Below are 18269 nucleotides of genomic sequence, written 5' to 3'. Positions count from 1 at the left end.
CCAATCCAACAGGAATACAGGAACACTATGAAAACCGAAGACAAAATCCGCCAGCAACTGGCATCCAATCCGATCATTATTTACATGAAAGGCATACCGGCCGAGCCGCAGTGCGGGTTTTCCGCCAAGGCCGTAGGCTATCTCAACGATACCGGCGTGTCCTATGCCTATGTCAATGTGCTGCAGGCGCCTTTCATCCGCGAAAAACTGCCGAGCATTTCCCATTGGCCGACTTATCCTCAACTGTTCGTCAACGGTGAACTGGTCGGCGGCTGCGACATTATCGAGGGAATGGCCAATGATGGCAGCTTGCAGACCTTGCTGCAGCAGGTGTCAGTCAAGAGCGAACAGCCGGTCGACGATGCCTTGAGCGCCGCCGAGGTTGAAAAGCTGGTGCGCCAGGGCATCGCCGATGCGCAGGTGTTCGTCGAAGGCACCGGCTGTGATCTGTCGCTCATCGTCGTCAGCGGGCAATTCGCGGATCTGACGCCGGTAAAAGAACAGCAAATGGTTTTGGAGACGCTGAAAGAGCCGCTGGCCTCGGGCAAACTGCACGCGGTCAGCGTCAAGGCCTATACGCCCGATGAATGGCAGGCAGGGCAGCCGAGCAAGGATTCGGGCCTGCTGCAGATACAAGGTTAAGGTTGGCTACAGGCGCTCATGTAGGGGCGGACCTGCGTGTCCGCCCTGTATCCGGTGCACGACAGGTTATCGGGAAACCATTGGCCGAGGGGAAACCGTTGAGCAAGGGCGAACACATAGGTTCGCCCCTACAATTGAATGCCTGCCTTTCCAACACCCGTTAATGGGAACGTACCATGATTGAAGAATTAGCCGTCGTCGTAAAGACGGAAAACCACCAGGTCTGGGTCGAAAGCCGGCAGAGCAGCGGATGCGCGGCGTGCAAGCAAAGTACCTCGTGTTCGACCTCGGCGATCAGTGGCGTGGTCGGCAAAAAAGCCGTTGCCGTCGACAGCCGGATCAGTCTGCGCGTGGGCGATGAAGTTCTCGTCGCCGTCGATGAAGGCCTGGTGCTGAAGGCCTCGTTACTGTTATACCTGCTGCCGCTGTTGGCGATGTTCGCCGGCGCCGGCATTGCGGACTGGCTGCTGGCCGATACCAGCCCCCATGCCGATCTGTGGATGGCCGGCAGCGCCTTGCTCGGCCTGTTGCTGACGATGTGGCTGATCAACAGGCTGCAGAAGCTGTTTTCAATGATCTATTGCGCAAGGCCTGTCGTGCTGAAAAAAGTTTAACCATGGTCAATGTCTGGGCTATCGATAAGGATATCACGCTGAAGCTGTTGCTTCTGGAGCTGGTGCGCCTATACGGCGAAAACACCCTGGCATTGAAAACCCGGGAGCAAAATCGTCAGGCGATCGAGCTATGCCTGCCCCATGATCCCGCCGTTTCGGCTTATGTCTATACGTTCGCGCAGAACCGCGGATGCTACGGCATCGATCTTAGATACCCCATCTCCGAGCACAATATCATCGGCGAAAATGAAAACCTGTCGCTGGATCAGGTATTGGAGATTATCACCACCCACTTATTTTCTTGACATCGAGCTCATGAACCAGGAACCGTCACTCATACGCCGCCATTTTGTCAGCTACAGCGGCATCAAACTGCCGTTAAAGCTGGTCAACGAACTGACCGAAGACGGCTTGCATAACCGCAACACCTTTTATCGCGGCTATTTCGATGACCAGGACCGCCTGCTGATATGCCAGAAGATCGTCTACGGCGAAGTCGAATCCGAGCACCGCTACCGGTATGATGACAGCGGTGCATTGCGACACGCGCTGATCATTGAAGATGACGAGGAGCGCGAGCTTGAGTTTTAATTAACGGTAGGGGCATTTATGCCCTGGCGGGTAGGCTGGGTTGGAGCCTTGCGGAAACCCAGCTTAAAGGGCTTCGAAATGCTGGGTTTATCAACCCAACCTGCCAGGCTGTGCTTAAACCATTGGCGGCCTCGGCATAACCATCAGCCATTCAGCTGCTTGAGCATTTCGGCCAGCTCGTTTTGGCCGGCGTTGTCCAGAGGCAGCAGGGGATGGCGCGGAATGCCCGCCTCAAAACCGCATATCTGCAAGCCGGCCTTGATCGTGGTGGGCAGGCCGCCTTTAAGGATGAACTGCAGCACAGGCAGCTGTTTGTAGAAGACCTCGCGCGCCTGTATCAGGTCACCGGCAACGCTAGCCTCGTAGAGCCGCAGCGTCCATTCGGGAATCAGGTTGGGCGCCGCGGTGCACCAGCCGGTTGCGCCGGCGGCAAATGCTTCCAGCGCCAAGGGGTTGCTGCCGTTATAGAACGGAATTTCCCCGTCGGAGAGGTGATAAAGCTTGTGCATGCGCTGAATATCTCCGGAGCTTTCCTTCACCATGGTGACGTTATCGAGTTCCTTGACCATGCGCACGATCAGTTCCGGCGCCATATCAATACCGCTGGTGGCAGGGTTGTTGTAAACCATGACCGGGATACTGATGGCCTCGCAGATGGTCTGGTAATGCTGAAAGATTTCCCGCTCGCTGAGTTTCCAGTAGGAAATAGGCAAGACCATGACCGCGTCGGCGCCCGCCTTCTCGGCGAATTTTGCCCGGCGCACGGCATTCATCGTCGTCAGGTCCGATATCCCGACCACAACCGGCACGCGGTTGGCGACCTGCGCCACCGAGGCTTCCGCCACTTCGTCCCATTCATTATCGTTCAGATAAGCGCTCTCGCCGGTGCTGCCCAGCGGCGCGATCGCATGGGAGCCGTCTTGAATGAGGCGGTCAATCAAGCGCCCCAGGGTTTCAAGATCGACGCCGCCGTCTTCCGCGCGAAACGGTGTAATCGGGTAAGAGATAATGCCTTTGAAAAGAGTGTTTGACATGATAAACGCCTTTCTGGTGAGTGAAATACAGGCCTGAATAAAAGCGCATGGCTTGTTAAAGTCGTCAATCCAGGCAATCGGGATGATTCCGCAATGCGCGGCGGGCGTAGTAGGCAAAGGACGCCTGGTTGCGTTTCGGGGTCGATATCCAGTCATGGGCTTCGCGGCCGAAGGCTTCCGGTATGGGCCTGATTTCCCCGGCGGCCATGGCGATCATCTGCATTTTCGCGGCCCGCTCGAGCAGCACGGCAAGCACGCAGGCTTCTTCAATGGTGCTGCCCGCCACCAGCTGGCCGTGATGGGACAACAAAACCGCCCGCTTGTCGCCTAGCGCTTTTGAGATAATCTCGCCTTCCTCATTGCCAACCGGTATGCCCGGCCAGTCTTTCAAAAAGGCGCAGTCGTCATACAGCGGGCACATATCCATATGCGACACCACTAACGGCGTCTCCAGCATGGACAGGGCGGCAATATACAGCGGATGGGTGTGAATGATGCAGTTGACGTCGGGGCGCGCACGGTACACCCAGGTATGGAAACGGTTGGCGGGATTAGGCATGCCCTCGCCCTCGAGGACATTCAGGTCCTCATCCACAAGCACCAAATTGGATGGGCTGATTTCATCGAAGCCGAAACCGAATTGCTGCGTGTAATAGGTGCCGGGTTTTTCAGCCCGTGCGGTGATTTGTCCCGCCAAACCGGAATCATGTCCGGCGTCGAACAGAATCCGGCACGTGAGCGCCAGTTTCTCGGTCATGCTCCACGGACTTTCGGCCAGTTCACGCTGCATTTGCTCATGCGCCTTGGCGACAAGTTCGGCTTTCGAGGTGGATAATGTTTCGGCCATATCGTGTAACCCTCCGCTTGCAAAGATTGAATTTAGGGGTCTGACTGCCGCAATACCGGGTAGTTCCTTTTCACGTACGGCGCCATGAAGCGCTTCCTTTGCGAGCCATGCGCCACGCATTGACTGCGCTTTGGAGAGCTGACAGTGTTTGCGCATTGCGTTAGAATCCGGTCATTTGTTACTACGATTGAGTTGATTTTCGATGAAAAAGCAACCGAAACAACTGAGCCAGCCGTCTCCCGCCGAATTGCAGACGCTGCATCAGTTCTTCCAGGGCGGGCGTTTGCAGCAGGCCGAAGTGATGGCGCAATCGATGCTCGGCAAGCACGCCAAGGCACCCATCCTGTACAACATACTCGGGCTCTGTCAGCAAGGGCAGGGCAAGCATCGTCAGGCCGTGGGCAGTTTCCGGAAACTGCTGGCGATCGATCCGCGTATTGCCGAAGTCCATTTCAATCTCGGGGTGCTTTACACCCAGCTCGATGAGGCCAAAGAGGCGATCATCAGTTACCGGAAAGCGCTTCAGCTCAAACCGAACCTGACGGTAGCGCACTTCAACCTGGGCACCTTGCTGCAAGCCCGGGGCATGTTGAAGGAAGCCGAGCAACATTATCAAAAAGCGCTGGCCATCGAGCCCGGTTTTTTCGCGGCGCTGGGCAATCTCGGCACGCTCCTGCAACAGCAGGGCCGGCTCGAGGAAGCCGAACAATGCTACCGCAAGGCCCTGGCGCTCAATGCCGATGCGCGCGGGCATTTCAATCTCGGAACAGTGTTGTACGGGCTGGGGCAGCACGAGGAGGCGGTCCGGCAGTTTCGGCAAACCGTCAGTCTGGAACCCCAATTTGCCGATGCCTGGAATTCGCTGGGCGAAACCTTGCGCGACCGCGGCGAGATGGATGAAGCGATCCGTTGTTATAAAAAGGCCATCGAGGTCCAGCCTGACCATGACCGGGCCAAATACAATCTGGGCGAGTACCTGTGTCTTGCCGGTCGGCTCGATGACGCCATTCCGTATTTCGAGGCATCCGACTTCGCCGACAGCAAGGAGCGGGCGCTGCAATGCCTGTACAAAACCGGACAGTTCGAGCTTTTCAAGCAGCGCTTTGAGGCGCTGACCGCCAAGGCCCGGAAGACCACCGTTCTGCTCGGGGCTTTATCGACCCACTACGCGACCAATTTCCGTCAGGAAAACCCCTACCGGTTTTGCGCGGCGCCGATGGACTACGTGCGGCATACGCACATCGATGAACTGACCCGTCCCGGAAATCCGCTGCTTCAGGACCTGCTGCACGACATCCAGCATCTGGCCATCGCCGAAAGAAAGCAGGGGCGACTGTATTACGGCATACAATCCGCCGGCAACTTGCTGCAGCGTTCCGAGCATTCCTTTCAGCAGCTTGCGGCGCTGATTCGCGGGAAGATTCTCGAATACCGGCGGCATTACGCGGGCGCAAGCGATCGACTGATCGTGGACTTTCCCAAGCACATCGAATTTACCAGTTCCTGGTATTTGCGCATGAAACAAGGCGGTTACCTGAGCTCGCACATTCATGAGGAAGGCTGGATCAGCGGTTGCGTCTACCTCAAACTGCCTGACCGGATCGCCGACCATGAGGGCAGTTTTGCCTACAGCACCGACGGCGACGATTATCCGAGGCTGCACGACGACTTTCCGAGCCGGATAGCCGATGTGCAGGTGGGCGATCTGGTGCTGTTTCCTTCCTCGCTGTTCCATCGCACCCTGCCTTTCCAGTCCGACCAGGAGCGGGTCTGCGTGGCGTTTGACGTTAAGCCTGCCGCGTAGCTTGTCGCTGGGCGGCTGCGAAATGCCGGGTTTATCAACCCATGTATGGACTCCTCGATCATTGCAAGCCAGGTATTCAATTTTGTAATGCCGGTAACAGAGATCAAGAGGGACGCCAACTCTTCGGCGTCTTATTTTATTTCCGTTCCTTAACAGAGGCTTTCATGCCTCAGGACGCCTGATGCAGCTATCCGCGTGCTCGCAGGGGTTGGCGCTCTGCGGAAACCCGGCCTGGAAGTAGGGTACGCATAGCGTACGAGAGTGTGAAAGAATTAGTGAAAAACGTCATAAAAAGCCTTATTCACCACGAAGATCACGAAGGACACGAAGAAAAATTAAGTTAATCAATAGCTTAAAACTTCGTGCTCTTCGTGTCCTTCGTGGTTAAATCCTTTAAATTGAATACTTTCACAGTCTCGTACCTTTTTCAAGGTTCAGCCAAATTGTCCACCAAATTAAAAGATGCGGTGTTTTTTCCTGCGGGGCTGTGAACCGTTCAATTTGAGCCCGGTTCGAGTTCTGAAACCCGGAATCCTGCGGCTTCAAATATCAACAGCGCCCAGGTTTTGACGGGCCAAATCCGTTGCTCTATACTGTAATAGCGATTCGATACAATATTAATAATAATTTTAGGAGTGATTTATGCACAAATTCAAATCGATCGGGTTGGCTTTGGTTTTGTCATGCGGCTTATACGCCCCGGCCAGCCAAGCCGATGAAAGTTATTTGCATCAAACGAGCGACAAGTTTTTAACAGGATTTGCCAATATTTTTACCGGGATTGGCGAAGTTCCTAAAAATATTGTCAACACCAGCAAGGATACCAATCCGATCGTCGGCGCAACCGGTGGACTGATAATGGGTACATTGCATACGTTAGGGAGAACCGCATCGGGCGTATTTGACGTAATCACCAGTCCGATCCCGACTAAAAGCATGGTCGAGCCTAAATATGCCTGGTCTGAATTCGATCAATCCACGACTTACGGCGGGACTTTCAAATAACAGCCATTTTCTCTCCCCGACTCGTTCGGGGAGATTTTTTTCTTCTTCCCTTCCCCGTCAGCCCGCGGATTGAGCGGGAGCTTTGCGGAAAGCCCGGTCTGCTCCGAAGCCAATTGCACCCGTGAAAACATTCATTTTTAGACCAAGTTAATAAATAGCCACAGGGGACACAGAGCTCATAGGTTGGGTTGATAAACCCGGCATGTCGAAGCCCTTATGCCGGGTTTTCTGAAAAGCTCCAAAGTAGCTTATACGCTCCGTGCCCTCTGTGTCTTCTGTGGTGCAATCAACTTCTGATATTCAGTGCCGCTGTCTTCTGGAAAGCCACAACAGACAATGCACGCCATAAAAAAGCTTCCGGAATGCACCAACCGGACGGCAAAAAATGCTTCAGTCATGGCTTCGCTTTCTTGCCTGTCCTGCCTGTATAACTAAAGCCCAGACTGAATTCGGGTCTTGACAAACTCTTTTATTCTTAACACCGATGTTGTGAACTGAGCCTGTCTGGATATAATGCATACACAATTGGTAAACAAAGGTGATTCTTATGGGCAACAATTCGAAATTACGTTGGGGCATTCTGGGGGCTGCGCGCGTCAATGAGCGTCTGTTGCCTGCCATCGCGGAGGCGGGGAACTCGGAACTGGTGGCGATTGCCAGCCGGCGTCCCGGCGCGGCCGCGCAGACATTGGCGAAGTATGCACCCGGGCTGCAGGGCATCCATGTGTATGATGACCTGGACGAGTTGCTTCAAGATCCCGATATTCAGGCCGTTTACCTGCCCATGGCGAATCACGAGCATGCGGAATGGGCGTTGCGCGCGATCGAGCAGGGTAAGCATGTGCTGTGCGAGAAACCGATGGCGTTGACGGTGGCCGATATCGAGGCGATCAAGGCGGCGGCGTATCGCCGTTACGTCACCGTCATGGAAGGATTCATGTACCGATTTCATCCCCAGCATGCGCGAGTGCTGGAACTGGTCCATTCGGGCCTTATCGGCGAGATCCGTTCGGTGCGTGCCAGCTATTCGTTCATGATGCGGCCCGCACGCATGTACCGGCTGGCGGAAAGTGTCGAGCGCGGCGGCGGAGCCATGTGGGATATCGGCTGCTATGCCATTCATTCCGCGCGCCTGTTTTTCGATCAGGCGCCGCTGGCGGTAACGGCCATGGCCAAGTATGTCGAAAGCGGCGCCGATATAACCACCAGCGGCATCATGGATTTCGGCGATGGCAAGTTCGCGCATTTCGATTTCAGTTTTGAGCGGGCGCGCCGGTGCGAATACGAGGTGACCGGTACAAAAGGCGGCATTAAATGCCATACGGTCTGGCAGTTGCCCGGCGATGTGCCGGTGATTTCCTGGTGGACCGAAGACGGGCGGCAATGCGAGGAACGCTTGCCGGTCGCCAACCATTTTCGGCTGGAAATCGAACACTTCGGCGACTGCGTGCTGAATGGCAAGCCGCCGCTGTTGTCGCTCGATGATGCCAAAATCAATTGCAAGACTATTGTCGCAGCCTTGCAGTCCGCCGCTCAGGGACAGCGGGTAACATTAACTTAAAGTACTTTTTGCTGAAGAACAAACGATATGGCCTGTCTGTAAATGAAGCAACCAACGGCCCTGATGGGCTGATTGGAAGTTGTCGGTCAGACGGGGTTCTATTAATCAGAGAGGGGAGGTTACTATGGAAGCGTTACTTATACTGGCCGCGTTGGCAATTATTCTTATGTTCTGGGTGGTCAAGCGCTACTTGATCAGACGGAAAGCGTTTAAAAACAGGACGGCAAAGCCAGGCCTGCGGAAAACCGAAAGCGCGCCCGCGGCCGCGGAAAACCGGTCTGGCGATTCCGGAACCGTCCGACCGGTCATTGACAGACGTCAGGCGGGTATCGAGGACCGGCGTCAGCATGCCGTCCAGGAACAAACGGCGGCACCGGCCTCTGTTGCGGTTAGAGAGGAGACGCCGGCGGCGCTGAAAGAAGAGGCTAAAATAGCCGAAGCCCCGATGCAAAAACCGGAGCCGGTTGCGGTTAAAGAGGAGGCGCCGGTGGCTGTCGAGAAAGCCAAAGCGCCGACACCGGAACCGGCTCCGTCGGTCGGGCGCGAGGAACTGCCGGCCGACTGGTTGCCGGAGGATTCCGTGCTTAGACGGCACTATCTGACACAGCTGCAGGCCGAGCGCGAAGCGCTGACCAATCCTTACCCCACCGATTCGACGCTGCGCCGGCATTATGATGCCATGGTGAAAATCCAGGTGGACGGGCCGTCGCTACAGGCCCGCGAGGCAGAGATGCCGACGCGGGAAGAGAGCCGGCGGCAGAATGCGGCCAGCGGCCAGGCGGCCATTCACAGTCTGGAAAATGAAATCGCATCCGAGCGTGAGTCATCTTCGGTAGCAACTTATGATGAGATTCAGGCCGAGGCCGAAACCGAAACAGTGAATGAAGCGTGGCTGCCCGAGGATTCCGTGCTCAGACGGCATTATCTGACACAGCTGCAGGCCGAGCGCGAAGCCCTGACCAACCCTTATCCCACTGATTCGACGCTACGCCGGCACTATGATGCCATGGTGAAAATCCAGGTGGACGAGCCATCGCTACAGGTCAGCGAGGCAGAGGTGCCGACGCGGGAAGAGAGCCGGCGGCAGAATGCGGCCAGCGGCCAGGCGGCCATTCACAGTCTGGAAAATGAAATCGCATCCGAGCGTGAGTCATCTTCGGTAGCAACTTATGATGAGATTCAGGCCGAGGCCGAAACCGAAACAGTGAATGAAGCGTGGCTGCCCGAGGATTCCGTGCTCAGGCGGCACTATCTGACACAGCTGCAGGCCGATCGCGAAGCCCTGACCAACCCTTATCCCACCGATTCCATGTTGCGCCGGCATTATGAAACCATGATAAGAATGCAACTGGATTGGCCATCGGCTCAGGAAAGTCGGGAACAGGCGCCTGTGCCGCAAGAACGCGCGGTCGAGGTGGCGGCCAGCAAGCCGTCCGTCGTTCAAAGCAGTCAACCTGAAGCCAAGGCAGAGCCCGCCATGCGTAATGAAGCCTTCGTTCGGGTGGAAAGCAAGACCGGCATACCGGAGGACTCGATTCTCAGGCGCCATTTCCTGTCTAATCTTCAGACCCAGATTGAGTCCGAGCTGCCGGATAGCCCGACTGATTCAGTGCTGAAACGCCATCACGATACCTTGGTCTGTACCAAATTGGCGGAACGGCTGGAGCGGATGCAAGGTTAGCTGAATAGGACGGTTATCTGTTTTATGCTGGCATCGCTCGCGAACGATACCCTAAAGGGCACAAGTGCGCCTCCTGTCGTCGGCACATCCTATGCTTAGACAGGGACATGATTGACGACTCAATCCTAAGCGGCAGGGTATGCGCTGCATACCTTGCCGCTTATACAATCAACCCTGCAATCCGCTTTACTGTTAATCCTGAACTCAAGTCCGCCAGGGATGTGCCGGCAGATCGGTAACGCCGATGACCTCAACACCGGCCTTGGCAACCTGATGGTCATTTTCCACCGTACTGCCGCTGACGCCGAGCGCGCCGATCAGATTGCCCTCTTCATCCACGATGGGAATGCCGCCGGGAAACGTGATCAGGCCATTGTTCGAATGCTCAATGCCGTAAAGCTTGCCGCCCGGTTGTGACAGCTCGCCGATCTGTCCGGTATTCATACCGAAGAAGCAAGCCGTCTTGGCTTTTTTGATAGCGATGTCCACGCTACCGACCCAGGCATTATTCATTCTCACGAACGCCTTGAGATCGGCGCCGGAGTCCACTACCGCGATACACATCTGCGTGTTGATTCTTTTGGCTTCTTCAATGGCTGCGGCGATCGCCTTTTCAGCCTGTTCATAGGTTACGTGCATGTTTTGATCCTCCGGTATTTTCCAGCAAAGTTAGCACGATAAAAGAAAGCAGGACAAGACGGGCAAATACTTACAGCGTTATTCATTAGTTGGAAACATTGCCTTCAGGCATGCGTCGCCATGAAAACAAGCCATTCACTGACCGGCAGGGCGCCAGAGGTATCCATAAATTCGGTAGGGTACGCAGTGCGTACCTTCTGGGATGGCATTCACCGGAACCGTTGGAAAAGGTACCCAATGCGTACGAGACTGTGAAAGTATTCAATTTAAAGGATTTAACCACGAAGGACACGAAGAGCACGAAGTTTTAAGTTTTTGATTAAGTTAATTTTTTCTTCGTGTCCTTCGTGATCTTCGTGGTGAATAAGGCTTTTTATGACGTTTTTTACTAATTCTTTCACAGCCTCGTACCCTACTGTATTTTTTCAGGCCTGAACAGGCGATGTAACGCTATATATTACAGTAGTCCCGCGCGTTTTATCCGGAATGAAACAGTCAGAAATGACACTAAGACTTAGTATTCAGGATCTGATGTTACGCACAGGCCGTGCGGTTTTAATAGCGGTAGGCCGGGTTGATAAAGCCAGCGTTCAAAGCCGCCTGGGCCGGGTTCCCGCTGAAGCGCCAACCCGTCCTGCACGTACTCATTAACCGAATGTACGCATAACATCGGTCAGGATTTTGTTCAGCTAACTAAATTGATTGTTATCCAGGCCGTGATGGGTTGAGAATGGCTTGAAACATTTAATCGTAATAAAAATGGAAGAGGCGAGTCCTATGGCTAATCACGTAAAATCCGAATCACCTGATTTAAAGCCGGGCACCAGCCCGAGACTGGAGCCTTTGCCCTGGGAGACGCCGAAACCCGCCGAGGAGGACCCGGAAGCTCCGCAACGGCTGAAGAAAATTCTCGCCAGTCCCAGTTATCGGCAAGCCGATCAGGATCTCGATTTTCTCTATCAGGACGATCTGCGTTTTTTCCGCTTGCAGGTCGATTTTTTAAAAGCCGAACGTCTGCTGGTGGAGAACCGGATCAAGCACAGCATCGTCGTGTTCGGCGGCACCCGGATCAAGGAACCGGGCGGTGCGAAGCGGAAAGTCGAAGCCTTGCAGGCGGTACTGGAAAATAGGCCGGACGATCCGGAGTTAAAAAGAAAACTGGCGATCGCCGAACGCATCTATGCCAAAAGCGGTTTTTATAATGTCGCCCGCGAGTTCGGCCGTTTAGTCGGCCAATCCGGCGAAGGCCCGACCGATTGCCAGTGCGTGATCATGACCGGCGGTGGCCCGGGCATGATGGAGGCCGCCAATCGCGGCGCTTACGACGTCGACGCCAAATCGGTGGGCCTGAACATTAATCTGCCCCACGAGCAATTTCCGAATCCCTATATCACGCCCGATCTTTGTTTCCGGTTTCATTATTTCGCCATGCGCAAATTGCATTTTTTATTGCGGGCCAAGGCATTGGTAGTGTTTCCGGGCGGCTATGGCACATTTGACGAATTGTTTGAAACGCTGACGTTGATGCAAACCCGCAAAATTCAGCAGGTGCCGGTGATTCTGGTCAGCGAGGCGTATTGGAAGCAGGCTTTCAATATCGATTTTTTAGTCGATGAAGGCGTGATCGATATCGAGGATCGGGACCTGTTCTGGTATGCGGAAACCGCCGAGGAAATCTGGCAGGGCATTCTCGATTGGCATAAGGTCAACGGCAAGCCGCTGTTTTGATAACTGCTTATGGGGAAAGATATGAACGAATTGACCCGAAAATTATTGCTTTTAGTGCCAATTGTCGGAATTTTACTGGTGATCGGACATCAACTGGAATTGCATCTTCCGGATCTCGAGCATTGGGTTAAAAATCTGGGGCCTTGGGCGCCGCTGGGCTTTATCGGTTTATTCGTAGTACTGACGCCTTTTTTTGTCTCTGTCGACGCACTTTGTTTTGCCGCGGGCCTGCTATTTTCCATCGGTGCCGGTACGTTTTACATTGTCATTGCCACTTATCTTGCGGCAGCACTCATATTTGTACTGGGGCGTTATTTATTCAGGCAGAAAGTGGTCAGTTTTATTGCCAGGCATAAAAAAATTGCCGCTCTGAATTCAGCCTTGGCCGATCAGCCTTTCAAATTAATGTTTCTATTGCGCTTGACGCCGCTGCCGTTTGCGTTGCTCAGTTATGCCTTTGCTATTGCCCCGGTCCGATTTTGGCCTTATCTGACGGCAACCAGCGGCATATTCATTTACAACCTGGCCTTGGTCTATATCGGTTACACAACCAAGCATCTGGCCGGGTGGGCCAGCGGCGCCTCGGCACAACCGACGGTGCCGTATCCGTTACTGGCGGCCGGGTTGTTGCTTACACTGGGAATCATGTTTTATATCTCGAAATTAGCCGGCAAAGCGCTTAAGGATTTGCATATCGATAACGATAGGGAAAAGTGACGCGATAAGCTTGCTTCGACCTGCATAGCGGAATTGACATGGATCGTCTAAAACGGCGCTATTTCCCCGGCAGGCGAACTTTTTCCCGGTGTGCTGGGTATAAACTCCAGGTCGAGTGAAAATTTCAATCATAAGGAGATAATCATGAAGATAAAGTCATCCAGTCCAGCCGGATTGACCCCATCGGTTATTTTGATTTTGGCCTGTGCGATTACGCTTCTTTCAACTTCATGTTCCGTTTCAAAGCCTAAACAAGAAGCCAAGTCGGAAGCCGTGCCGGAACAACAGATTTGTACTCAGCTGCAAGAATTGATAGACGCGCATCCTGATAAGTTTGCCAGGTACAGGAAAAACAAAAGCGTCACTCGAAGAATGATCCTTTGGGATGCAACGATATTGTTTCCTGGCGCTAATAACTGTCAGGTCTGGGAATGGGCTGCCGGTTTAAGCAATTATTATTGCGAATGGAAATCACATAACGGCATGAAGGGAGCGCAAGCCGATTTTCATAAAGGGGAAGGCATCCTGGAACGGTGCTTGGGAACGCAATGGACAGCCCAGACCAATACGACCGCTTCCGGGGGAGAACATACCCGATTCAGCAAAGAGGGGTCCAAGACGATTGTCTCAATTCGTTATTTCAAAGATCAAAACTGGCAGACCATCTTGTATATCGGCGATAAAAGCAATCTGAATACTCCGGTTCAATGAACTGTTGCAATGGGCTATCTGGCTTCGACCATAATCATCAGTACTCTGACAATTTTGTTTTGATGAGTCACTGATGTTACGCGGGCAATTGATTTAGGAACACGCACAAAAATAACTTCCTCAAGTGCGCGGATGAATTTCTGGTGTAGGTGCGAATTCATTCGGACTGTGCGAATAAATTCGCACCTACACCGCGATTCAGGTACCGCAATGTTCGCAGTAAAACAAAACATAAAACGATTCGTGCGTAACAGCAGTAAATCATTACCTCCTAGCTCGCATGGCTAAACCGTACCCGCTCTTCGGCGGAGCGCCCGAGCACTTTGGCAAACCAGGGCGGCGGCGCGTCGAATACTTTCTGGAATTCCTTCAGTTTATCAAGCGCTTCAACAACTTCGGGCTCCTTGATCGGGTAGATATCGGCGCGGATGACTTTCGCGGCCGCGGGGCCGCCTATCGACTGCACGAACAGGACATGGCAATCCTTGATCAGGTTGGCGCGGAACAGGTTTTTGTCCTCGGCGCTGTCGGCTTCGATGGTTGAGCGGATATCGACCAGTTTGCACTCGGTGCGCGACAACTGGTAAACCAGGAAACGGATACAGGAGCCGAAATGTCCGTTGAGCAGCGCGCCGCTGTTCGAGCCGATGGCGACCCGGATCGATTCGGGCATGTCGCCTTCTTTATAGGGCTGGATTTCCGGCAGATTTTCATCTTCCGCTTCATCGCCCCACAGATAGCGCACCGCCAGCTTGATGTTTTCAAGGCCGATGCCGATATCCTCGCCGTCTTCCTCGCCATCAAGACTGCCGATGCCGGTCTTGAGATTGGTGACAGTGATCGATTTCAGTTTTTCATCACTCAGCGGCGAGCCGGCGCGCTCATGCAGGATGTCCAGCAATCTCGGCACGCCGATGCCGGGCAGGACGCGCGTCGCCAGGGCGATGCGCAAGGCTAGTTCACGGGGTAAGGATTCCATATCAAGCTCCTGATAAATGTGGGTGTAGGGGGCGAGAGGGGGTGCGTAATAATTTCAGTATTTTTCTTGTCGAGGCCAGATCCAGGGCGCTGAAATCGTCGTGGGTTTTCAGATCGGGATTGGCGCCGGCCGCCAGCAAGCGTTCAACCGCCTGTTCCCGGCCGCTGGAAGCGGCGAATATCAAGGCGGTGGCTCCCGAGGCGGCGTTTTGGTAATCGATATCGATACCGGCGGCGATCAAGGCGTCGATACTGGCGAGATCCTGCGCGTAACAAGCGGCCCACAGCGCATTATTGCCGTATTGATCGGTGACGCTTAAATCGGCGCCATGTGCGATCAGGAACCCGACGATATCGTCGCGGCCTTGCTGGCAGGCTAAAATCAGCGGATACATGCCGGTATTGTTGGGAGAAGAGGGATGGCTGACGGAAAAATAATGGTTCTGTAGCCAGTCCGCGATCTCAGGCTGCATCGCTGGCGCCCTTGTGGTTTTCTTTCCAGCCGGAATAGCCGCCTTCCAGGCTGTAGACATCCTTAAAGCCAAAGTCGGCGAAGAATTCCGCAAGATGCTCGCTGGCATGGCCGTAATAGCAATAAATCAACAGGCTGCGCTGTTTGTCGCCGCGTTTGATCAGCGACTCTTTCAAACCCTCGTGCACATGCAGCGCATCTTCCAGATGGCCGGCCTTGTAGTCTTTCAGGTCCCGGCAGTCCAGAATCATCGGGCGGGCGTCTTTGATCAGTTTCTCAGAATCGGTAACGGAGATTTTTTTATATTTCATCGGCGTGTCATGACGTTAAAGTCACCCTCATAAAAATACGGCTGTTTGTAGTAAAGCTGACAATCGCTCGGTTTTGTCGCTCAAAAATGGATTTGGAAAAGTTTTTGTTTATCACTTTCAATCAATTAGCCAATGTCAGCAGGTTCTGTCCAGAAGATAAGCAAAACATTTGCCAATTTTCTCGCGGCGAGCCTATGGGGACGTGCTGTTTTGTCAGGCAAAAAAAAGCGTCTTATCTATAAAGATAAGACGCCGAGCTCAGCTTCATGGGCAAATTGAGAAGGACGATGAAAGTGGTTACACATTAAAGATGCACTAATGGTGCCAAGTTACTAATTCCCATAATTTCAATAACTTGTTAAATATTTCTTTAAATCGCGGTTATAACGAAATGTATAAATTGCACCAAGATTGCCTCGCTGAACGACCATTTTGGTGCGACCCAAAGCGGTTTAAATCGCGCCGACAGCCGCTTCTTTAATCACGACAATGGTATTTTTTTCGGCTTCTTCAAAAGACACGACCTCCGTCTTCGGCTTATAGGTTTTTGCCTCCCTGTAAGCCGTGGCCACCTTGTCTTCGGCGGACTGGCCTTTTAAATCATTTTTTTCTATATACAGTTCTTCAAGCAGTTCATTCCACACCAGGCCTTGCTTGTAAGGAAGCAGTTTAAACGTCACGCCTTCCATGACCACTTGCATGCCTTTGCCGATATTTTCAACATAAATCAGGGCGATGCAGTCTTCGGCGAAGTCGGCCTTATATTTTTCAACGAATAAAGGCAGTAATTTCAATTCCGCCAGCAAACCGCTGATGAATTTGATCTTGTCGTTTTCAATCACGAGGGCAGAGTGAATCAAAAGAGCTTCGGGCGGGTTGCGGTCGTTTGTATTTGTACTGCCTTCACGCAATTTACCTTCCTTCAAAACCAGATCGCCACGGTAAGCGTAAACACCGGTATCGCTGGTCTGGCCGTTCACCAGTGTGACAGTCAATAATCCTTGCGCTTGGTAAGTGTCGAGTAGCATTGTGTTTTTCTCCTGAACATTTGATTAAATAATGAGATTGGGGCTGTCTGTTGTTTGGGCAGCATCCTGGTTTCCCGCTTTATTTTGAGATTAGCAAAATGCTTGCCAAAAGTTATCTATTTACTAGCGACTATAAAAAAACAGGCGATGAAGGCTGGCTGATTCAGGAGCGGTGAGCGACAGCGGGGCTTTTTTCAGAAAATGTTCTTTGAACAAATTTACGCGAAAACTGTTCAAAGAACTAACAGTTGCGGTCTTTGAGGCAATACAAACAATAAAAATGTAGGAAATGCTACAAAACGTCAACTGCCGATATGTTGTCCAGACCGTTGACGGTTTTGGCAAATTGGTTTTTGTATCTTTTGGGGTGGAGATACGATCGTTAAAGTTGAGGTGTCAACCATGTGGTTAATATTCCTGACACTGATTTTATTCGCTGTTCTTATCAAAACAGAAAAGAACATGCCTTACCTTAAAGACCCTCCCGATAAAATGCGGGAGTCCTACAAGACTAACTTCAAACTGTTCGCATTTAATGAAATAACCCTGGCGCTTTTATCTATCGAATCGCTGTATTTGCTGGTCGACAGGTTTTCAGGGCACGGGCTGCTGAGCGACATGCCCGACGGGCCGTTCAAATATCTGCTGGCGTTTGTACTGATGGATTTAACGCTCTATCTATGGCATCGCTCGGAGCATGCCTTCAAGCTTCTCTGGGGCTTTCACCAGGTCCATCACAGTGATGCCTGCTTGAATGTCTCCACCTCGGTACGTTTTCATACCCTGTCCCTGATCTTGGTCATCATCGTCAAGACCCTGTTTTTTATTACCATGGGGCTCAGCGCGGTAACCATTCTGTTTTATGAAGGCATCGTGGCTTTGTTCGTCACTTTCCAGCATGCCAATATCACTTTCCCTTACGAACAGCGGATCGCGAGAATATTTGTCGTGCCGCGTTTACACAGGCTGCACCATTCGCGCTCGTTAAACCAGCGCGACAAAAATTTCGGCGTCGTCTTTTCGTTTTGGGACAGGCTTTTTGCCACCTATCAGGATGCCCGCCCCGCGGAAATCGGGCTGGCGGCTATACAACATCCCAGTTGTACGCAGTTGCTGAAAATGGGCTTTGTAAGCGCCCTGGATTCCATGGCTTATTTTTTTCGCACGACCAGGAGAACCTACAGTGTCATCAATGAATTTTTGCACTTTAACAATTAGGGAATATGATGAATAATTGGCGAGGCCAATTGACAAGTCCGGTGTTAATGACTAGAAAAATATGTCCGACATTTAAATTTAAATACGCCCTGTTTATTTGTGCGCTGCTACCGTTTTTGCTCATGGTGGCGGATATCATAACCGACGACTTGGGGGCCAACCCCGTAGAAGAATTATTAGACCGAAGCGGTGTGTGGGCCCTGCGTTTTTTACTGATCACCTTGTCGGTCAGCCCTGCCCGAATGCTGTTTCGGAAACTGCCGGTCATGAAATACCGGCGCATGCTTGGCCTGTTTACCTTCTTTTACAGTACCGTCCATTTATTGGTTTTTCTGGTTTTTGATCACTCCCTCAACGGCGCCTATATCCTTGAAGCCATTGTCAGAAGTCCTGCCGTTGATATCGGCCTGATGGTCTATCTGATCCTGATTCCCCTGACCGTGACCTCGACCAACCAGATGATGCGCCTGATGGGCAAGCGCTGGGCGAAGCTGCATAATCTCGTGCATACCGCCGCCTTGTTGAGCATCTTGCATTTCGTCTTCAGTGAAAAAGTCGATATATCCATTCCGCTGTTTTACGGCGCCTTTCTGCTTTTCCTGCAAATCATTCGCATCATATACAACAAGCGCAAGCAGAACGCTTTGCTCAAACGCCTGAATTTGCAGCACGATAGCGAAATTTGAGG

Annotated in this window: 20 protein-coding genes; 13 read left to right on the top strand and 7 right to left on the bottom strand. The window is 52.7% G+C overall.

Annotation, left to right across the window (positions count from 1 at the left end; all coding sequences use genetic code 11):
• The first annotated feature begins 27 nt into the window (after window positions 1-27).
• From grxD to EK22_RS22600, 4 genes are all read left to right on the top strand, one after another.
• Window positions 28-642 (top strand): Grx4 family monothiol glutaredoxin, encoded by a 615-nt coding sequence (grxD, locus tag EK22_RS22615; RefSeq protein WP_020159850.1) that lies wholly within the window; start codon window positions 28-30, stop codon window positions 640-642.
• A gap of 176 nt (window positions 643-818) precedes the next feature.
• On the top strand, window positions 819-1256 hold the full coding sequence (locus EK22_RS22610; protein ID WP_020159851.1) for a SoxR reducing system RseC family protein: 438 nt from the start codon (window positions 819-821) through the stop codon (window positions 1254-1256).
• 2 nt (window positions 1257-1258) lie between these two features.
• The gene (locus EK22_RS22605) at window positions 1259-1561 is read left to right on the top strand and encodes a hypothetical protein (protein ID WP_020159852.1); all 303 of its coding nucleotides are present in this window, start codon (window positions 1259-1261) and stop codon (window positions 1559-1561) included.
• Between the two features lie 10 nt (window positions 1562-1571).
• A complete protein-coding gene (locus EK22_RS22600; protein ID WP_020159853.1) occupies window positions 1572-1847 on the top strand; it encodes a DUF6156 family protein in 276 nt (91 codons plus the stop codon).
• Between the two features lie 143 nt (window positions 1848-1990).
• Here EK22_RS22600 and EK22_RS22595 read toward each other — a convergent pair whose 3' ends face one another.
• Window positions 1991-2881 (bottom strand): dihydrodipicolinate synthase family protein, encoded by an 891-nt coding sequence (locus EK22_RS22595; RefSeq protein ID WP_020159854.1) that lies wholly within the window; start codon window positions 2879-2881, stop codon window positions 1991-1993.
• A gap of 64 nt (window positions 2882-2945) precedes the next feature.
• A complete protein-coding gene (locus EK22_RS22590; RefSeq protein WP_020159855.1) occupies window positions 2946-3728 on the bottom strand; it encodes an aldolase in 783 nt (260 codons plus the stop codon).
• A 202-nt stretch (window positions 3729-3930) separates the two neighbouring features.
• Between EK22_RS22590 and EK22_RS22585 the strand changes: the two genes are divergently transcribed.
• The 4 genes from EK22_RS22585 (at window position 3931) to EK22_RS25070 (ending at window position 9779) form a co-directional block, all read left to right on the top strand.
• Complete coding sequence (locus tag EK22_RS22585; RefSeq protein WP_020159856.1) at window positions 3931-5532, top strand: tetratricopeptide repeat protein; 1602 nt, start codon at window positions 3931-3933, stop codon at window positions 5530-5532.
• Between the two features lie 642 nt (window positions 5533-6174).
• Window positions 6175-6537: an exosortase system-associated protein, TIGR04073 family gene (locus EK22_RS22580; protein WP_020159857.1), complete on the top strand. Its 363-nt coding sequence runs from the start codon at window positions 6175-6177 to the stop codon at window positions 6535-6537.
• A gap of 547 nt (window positions 6538-7084) precedes the next feature.
• Entirely contained in the window at window positions 7085-8098 is a 1014-nt protein-coding gene (locus EK22_RS22575) for a Gfo/Idh/MocA family protein (protein ID WP_020159858.1), read from the top strand.
• Between the two features lie 124 nt (window positions 8099-8222).
• Window positions 8223-9779, top strand: coding sequence for a prolipoprotein diacylglyceryl transferase (locus EK22_RS25070; RefSeq protein WP_020159859.1), 1557 nt, complete (start codon window positions 8223-8225; stop codon window positions 9777-9779).
• Window positions 9780-9983: 204 nt separating this feature from the next.
• Here EK22_RS25070 and EK22_RS22565 read toward each other — a convergent pair whose 3' ends face one another.
• Window positions 9984-10418: a GlcG/HbpS family heme-binding protein gene (locus tag EK22_RS22565; RefSeq protein ID WP_020159860.1), complete on the bottom strand. Its 435-nt coding sequence runs from the start codon at window positions 10416-10418 to the stop codon at window positions 9984-9986.
• 777 nt (window positions 10419-11195) lie between these two features.
• Here EK22_RS22565 and EK22_RS22555 point away from each other — a divergent pair.
• The 3 genes from EK22_RS22555 (at window position 11196) to EK22_RS24535 (ending at window position 13574) form a co-directional block, all read left to right on the top strand.
• Entirely contained in the window at window positions 11196-12146 is a 951-nt protein-coding gene (locus EK22_RS22555) for an LOG family protein (RefSeq protein ID WP_020159862.1), read from the top strand.
• Between the two features lie 21 nt (window positions 12147-12167).
• On the top strand, window positions 12168-12863 hold the full coding sequence (locus tag EK22_RS22550; protein WP_232216362.1) for a TVP38/TMEM64 family protein: 696 nt from the start codon (window positions 12168-12170) through the stop codon (window positions 12861-12863).
• A gap of 144 nt (window positions 12864-13007) precedes the next feature.
• Window positions 13008-13574: a hypothetical protein gene (locus EK22_RS24535; RefSeq protein WP_152565202.1), complete on the top strand. Its 567-nt coding sequence runs from the start codon at window positions 13008-13010 to the stop codon at window positions 13572-13574.
• Window positions 13575-13845: 271 nt separating this feature from the next.
• Here the strand turns inward: EK22_RS24535 and EK22_RS22540 are convergent, their stop codons facing one another.
• From EK22_RS22540 to EK22_RS22525, 4 genes are all read right to left on the bottom strand, one after another.
• Window positions 13846-14553 (bottom strand): dinitrogenase iron-molybdenum cofactor biosynthesis protein, encoded by a 708-nt coding sequence (locus EK22_RS22540; protein WP_020159866.1) that lies wholly within the window; start codon window positions 14551-14553, stop codon window positions 13846-13848.
• Between the two features lies 1 nt (window position 14554).
• Complete coding sequence (locus EK22_RS22535; protein ID WP_020159867.1) at window positions 14555-15025, bottom strand: ankyrin repeat domain-containing protein; 471 nt, start codon at window positions 15023-15025, stop codon at window positions 14555-14557.
• Window positions 15015-15335, bottom strand: coding sequence for a rhodanese-like domain-containing protein (locus EK22_RS22530; RefSeq protein WP_020159868.1), 321 nt, complete (start codon window positions 15333-15335; stop codon window positions 15015-15017). Before EK22_RS22530 ends, EK22_RS22535 begins: the two co-directional genes overlap by 11 nt.
• 452 nt (window positions 15336-15787) lie before the next feature.
• Window positions 15788-16363, bottom strand: coding sequence for a hypothetical protein (locus EK22_RS22525; protein ID WP_020159869.1), 576 nt, complete (start codon window positions 16361-16363; stop codon window positions 15788-15790).
• Window positions 16364-16765: 402 nt separating this feature from the next.
• Between EK22_RS22525 and EK22_RS22520 the strand changes: the two genes are divergently transcribed.
• Both EK22_RS22520 and EK22_RS22515 read left to right on the top strand, forming a co-directional pair.
• Complete coding sequence (locus EK22_RS22520) at window positions 16766-17581, top strand: sterol desaturase family protein (protein ID WP_020159871.1); 816 nt, start codon at window positions 16766-16768, stop codon at window positions 17579-17581.
• A 47-nt stretch (window positions 17582-17628) separates the two neighbouring features.
• Window positions 17629-18267: a protein-methionine-sulfoxide reductase heme-binding subunit MsrQ gene (locus EK22_RS22515; protein ID WP_020159872.1), complete on the top strand. Its 639-nt coding sequence runs from the start codon at window positions 17629-17631 to the stop codon at window positions 18265-18267.
• Window positions 18268-18269: the final 2 nt, after the last annotated feature.

The organism is Methylobacter sp. BBA5.1, assembly GCF_000746145.1.
Taxonomy (GTDB): Bacteria; Pseudomonadota; Gammaproteobacteria; order Methylococcales; family Methylomonadaceae; genus Methylobacter; species Methylobacter marinus.
The sequence above is the reverse complement of the archived record's forward strand: the minus strand, read 5'-3'. Positions and strand labels throughout refer to the sequence as shown.